The sequence below is a fragment of the Candidatus Zixiibacteriota bacterium genome (genome assembly GCA_021159005.1).
Lineage (GTDB): Bacteria > Zixibacteria > MSB-5A5 > UBA10806 > 4484-95 > JAGGSN01.
On the sequence record JAGGSN010000232.1, the window covers coordinates 1 to 4,212 of the forward strand.

A 4,212-nucleotide genomic window follows, 5' to 3' on the forward strand; every position below is an offset into this window, starting at 1 on the left:
GTATCAAAATACAGGAGTTTAAACGTGAAGATTCCTGAAAATGAATTATTCAGCAAGCCCTAAATATTAATGCAAAATGCACAGGATTTGAGAATATAAATTGGTAGCCCACCTAACAGGTGAGTTTAAAAATTGGGTGCCCCATCCCCCGCCTCAAGCGGGGGTGGGATGCCTTTATAAAAGTGCCAATGAGGTAACCCACTCCCGCTTTGGCCGGGAGTGGGGCACCCGGCAGAATCGCCAATCTTTTGAAATGCATATGTGTAGTTATACGCTTTAAGAAATGCGAGATTCCCTTTATTATCCTTAACCTTATAACAGGATGAGAAATAACCGGAACTATCCTCTTTTGTTCTTTGCCTCTTTTTAATTACATGCCATTTACCAACATGTTTCCCTTCAAGTCGTGAAGCTAATGATCCATCTAACATTCTTAACCCCTTAATGATTAATCAAATTTGGTTAATACGTATCTTATTCCGCCTCCGGAAAAAAATTCAACTGATCTTTTTCAATATTTTTATTCTCATTTCCTTGCCGATATTTCAAAATGATTTTACCATGGAATATTAATATATACAATATCCCATCCCTTGACTGTTCCCCTATATCTTCCCATAAGGATAAAACACAAACAGCAAAATCGCAATAACAAACATCACCCACACGCCGCCGTTTAGCTCATCACGCTTGCCGGCGCATACCTTGAACAGCGGATACAACACAAAACCCGCCGCCATGCCGAAACCGATATTGTAGGTGAAACTCATCAGGGCAATTGTCGCCGCCGAAGGGAACAGCTCGGAGTAATCGTTAAAATGTATATCCTTGATAGGGGACAGCATCAGAAAGCCAACCACTATCAGCGCCGCGCCATAAGCCGCGGGCGGCACCGATACGAATATCGGGGAGAGAAACAGGCACAGGCAAAACATGATGGTTGTAACAAGCGAGGCAAACCCGCTTTTAGCGCCCGCCTCGATGCCGGTGGATGATTCGATAAACGTGCCGGTTGTGGAGGTGCCCGCCAGCGACCCGGCAACAGTAGCCACGGCATCCGCCATCATCGGCTTTTCGATTTCGGGCAGGTTGTAGTTCTCATCCAGAAGCCCGGCGCGCGCGGATACGCCTATAAGCGTGCCCATAGTGTCTACGAAATCGAGGATAAACACCACGAGAATCACCGACAAAAAATCCGGCGATAAGGCGCCCAGTATATCGATTTTGAAAAGCACCGGCGAGACAGAGGGGGGCAGCGATACCAACTCGGATGGCATCGGCGCGGCTTTGACGATAAACGCCAGGATAGTAGTTGTCAGCATGCCTATAAGTATGGCGCCCGGTACTTTTCGAATCATCAGAATGCAAATGATGATAACGCAGACAATCGCCAGTATTGGACTGGCTGAGGACAACTGGCCAACTTTCACCGGCGCCGCCTCGATGCCAAGCCGTATGATGCCGGTCTCATTCAAGCCGATAAACATTATGAAGAAGCCGATGCCCACGGCAAAACTCTGCTTTAGGGCAAGAGGAATGGCGTTGACAAGCCAGCTTCTTATTCTAAGCGCGGTGATTATTACAAAGATTACGCCCCCGATAAAAACGGCGCCAAGCGCTTTCTCCCAGTTATAGCCCATCCCAAGGCAAACAGTGAAAGCTATAAACGCATTTTCGCCCATATATGGGGCAATCGCAAACGGACGCTTAGCGTATAAAGCCATAATCAGAGTTCCGATAATGGCGGCGATTATAGTGCCGGTTATGCAGGCATCTCTGGGTATCCCGGCATTAGCCAAGATAGCCGGATTGACTATGATGATATACGCCATGGCGAAGAAAGTTGTCAGGCCGCCGAGTATTTCGTTTTTATATGTTGTGCCAAGCTTATCGAATTCGAAAAACTTTTTCATAATATCTCCCTTACACCATATTTATGTAAGATTCTTTATCCTTAATTAAAATTTTAAGGGATGGTAATGATGTTTACAAGCGTTTTTAATTGGAATTTTAGCTATCTATAATTTGCAATCACGACGCGGGGTAGAGTCCGCCGCGGCGGAGTAGCTCGCTGGCATTAATACTCACAAAATTATTGATTCATTAATAATAACTATTTAAAACTTGACTTTCAGTTTTAGCTATCTATATTTGCAATCACGACGCGGGGTAGAGTCCGCCGCGGCGGAGTAGCTCGCTGGCATTAATACTCACAAAATTATTGATTCATTAATAATAACTATTTAAAACTTGACTTTCAGTTTTAGCTATCTATATTTGCAATCACGACGCGGGGTAGAGTCCGCCGCGGCGGAGTAGCTCGCTGGCATTAATACTCACAAAATTATTGATTCATTAATAATAACTATTTAAAACTTGACTTTCAGTTTTAACTATTTATATTTGCAATCACGACGCGGGGTAGAGCAGTCTGGTAGCTCGTCGGGCTCATAACCCGGAGGTCAGAGGTTCGAATCCTCTCCCCGCTACTTAATTATGTTTTACGTATATGTAATAAAATCAGACAACGGAAAGCAATATACCGGTCAAACATCTGATATAAAGCGCAGATTGGATGAGCATAATTCCGGTCTATGCAAATCTACAAAAATTGGCGCGAACTGGAAAGTAGTACATCTTGAAAAGTTCCCAAACCGCAGTGAGGCGATGAAACGTGAAAAATGGTTGAAATCCGGTTGGGGGCGCAAGTTTATCAAAGAAATGACACAGGGGTAGAGTCCGCCATTGGCGGAGCAGCTCGTCGGGCTCATAATCCGCCTCAGGCGGATTCGAATCCTCTCCCCGCTACTTAATTATGTTTTACGTATATGTAATAAAATCAGACAACGGAAAGCAATATACCGGTCAAACATCTGATATAAAGCGCAGATTGGATGAGCATAATTCCGGTCTATGCAAATCTACAAAAATTGGCGCGAACTGGAAAGTAGTACATCTTGAAAAGTTCCCAAACCGCAGTGAGGCGATGAAACGTGAAAAATGGTTGAAATCCGGTTGGGGGCGCAAGTTTATCAAAGAAATGACACAGGGGTAGAGTCCGCCATTGGCGGAGCAGCTCGTCGGGCTCATAATCCGCCTCAGGCGGATTCGAATCCTCTCCCCGCTACTTAATTATGTTTTACGTATATGTAATAAAATCAGACAACGGAAAGCAATATACCGGTCAAACTGTATTAACATATTTCCTTGTTTTTTACTCATATCAACTCCTTTAGTGCTATCTCACGGCCGCAGAGAATATCTGCGAACGAGAGTTGTTCGCAATAAAATTACTCTTTATCCGGATTCTCCTTTTTTGAATTCTCCGGGCTTTTGAAATCAGCAGGTATTGGCGTAGATTGAAATAGAAGTTCGTGGGAGCGGCGACAATCATTGATATAATCATTGGCTGCACATACATATTCATATGCTTTGGCGTATGTGTTCTCCTCTTCAGCTTTTTTTCTGAGACTCTTTAACCGTGATAGAATAAATTGGCCGTATATTTCAATATCAATGAAAGGCATACGGTCGATTTCAAATACCGCGTTTGCTGGCTCAATCAGTGTCAAAATCTCTTTATCGAACTCGCTGCCATTAAAGCAGCCCATGCAGGTATATAAATGAATGAGTTTATTTTCTTTTGAGTTTACCATTTATTTTCTCCAATTTTTAGCCCTTTAGCCACTTCTCGGCGGCTAAAGGGGTTAATAGTTAATGGTTATTCTTTTGAGGATTCACCTTCAATTGAATGATATTCAGCTTCTAAAAAGCAGCTGTTTTCCTCAAGTAATTTTTTACAAAACAGATAACTGAATTCAAGGGTATCCTCAACAGATTTTGACTTAGCTGCCAAATTGAAACGACGACCTGATTCATCTATATCGTACAAGCTGATGCGGAAAGTATATTGACACTCATTTGGCGTTTGGATTAATTTTTCCTTATCCAAATTATCAATTATGTTCCAATTAAAATAGTAGTCAAAATAGGGGATCAAATCAGAGCTGCTCAGCCACTTGCGGAGTGTATGTTTTTTACCAGAGCCTACATTACAGCCATCGAGTTTTTTCGGTACGACGAAAGCTATATAATCGTCGGCAGCCAGCCTGTTTAATAAATTCAGAGTTATTATATAATTTCACTACTGTCCAGCCTTTTGCATAGAATTCTTTAAATATTATCCAACAAGCGAAACTTGCTTGATTCGCA

5 protein-coding genes and 1 tRNA gene are annotated in these 4,212 nt (G+C 42.8%); 3 read left to right on the top strand and 3 right to left on the bottom strand.

The window, feature by feature from the left end; all coding sequences use genetic code 11:
- Nucleotides 1-605 precede the first annotated feature (605 nt).
- Complete coding sequence (locus tag J7K40_15370; GenBank protein ID MCD6163777.1) at nt 606-1,913, bottom strand: NCS2 family permease; 1,308 nt, start codon at nt 1,911-1,913, stop codon at nt 606-608.
- 502 nt (nt 1,914-2,415) lie between these two features.
- Between J7K40_15370 and J7K40_15375 the strand changes: the two genes are divergently transcribed.
- The 3 genes from J7K40_15375 (at nt 2,416) to J7K40_15385 (ending at nt 3,055) form a co-directional block, all read left to right on the top strand.
- Nucleotides 2,416-2,489, top strand: a tRNA-Met gene (locus J7K40_15375).
- Between the two features lie 7 nt (nt 2,490-2,496).
- A complete protein-coding gene (locus J7K40_15380; GenBank protein MCD6163778.1) occupies nt 2,497-2,736 on the top strand; it encodes a GIY-YIG nuclease family protein in 240 nt (79 codons plus the stop codon).
- A gap of 79 nt (nt 2,737-2,815) precedes the next feature.
- A complete protein-coding gene (locus J7K40_15385; GenBank protein MCD6163779.1) occupies nt 2,816-3,055 on the top strand; it encodes a GIY-YIG nuclease family protein in 240 nt (79 codons plus the stop codon).
- A gap of 235 nt (nt 3,056-3,290) precedes the next feature.
- On the opposite strand, the gene J7K40_15390 is transcribed toward J7K40_15385, so the two are convergent.
- Nucleotides 3,291-3,656 carry a hypothetical protein gene (locus tag J7K40_15390; GenBank protein ID MCD6163780.1) on the bottom strand — a complete coding sequence of 122 codons (366 nt, stop codon included), beginning with the start codon at nt 3,654-3,656 and terminating at the stop codon, nt 3,291-3,293.
- A gap of 65 nt (nt 3,657-3,721) precedes the next feature.
- Entirely contained in the window at nt 3,722-3,952 is a 231-nt protein-coding gene (locus J7K40_15395) for a hypothetical protein (protein MCD6163781.1), read from the bottom strand.
- Between the last annotated feature and the right edge of the window lie 260 nt (nt 3,953-4,212).

What these genes read in the sequence shown, in the direction of transcription:
- J7K40_15370 (MCD6163777.1), bottom strand. Translation starts at nt 1,913, where the DNA reads ATGAAAAAGTTTTTCGAATTCGATAAGCTTGGCACAACATATAAAAAC.
- J7K40_15380 (MCD6163778.1), top strand. Translation starts at nt 2,497, where the DNA reads ATGTTTTACGTATATGTAATAAAATCAGACAACGGAAAGCAATATACC.
- J7K40_15385 (MCD6163779.1), top strand. Translation starts at nt 2,816, where the DNA reads ATGTTTTACGTATATGTAATAAAATCAGACAACGGAAAGCAATATACC.
- J7K40_15390 (MCD6163780.1), bottom strand. Translation starts at nt 3,656, where the DNA reads ATGGTAAACTCAAAAGAAAATAAACTCATTCATTTATATACCTGCATG.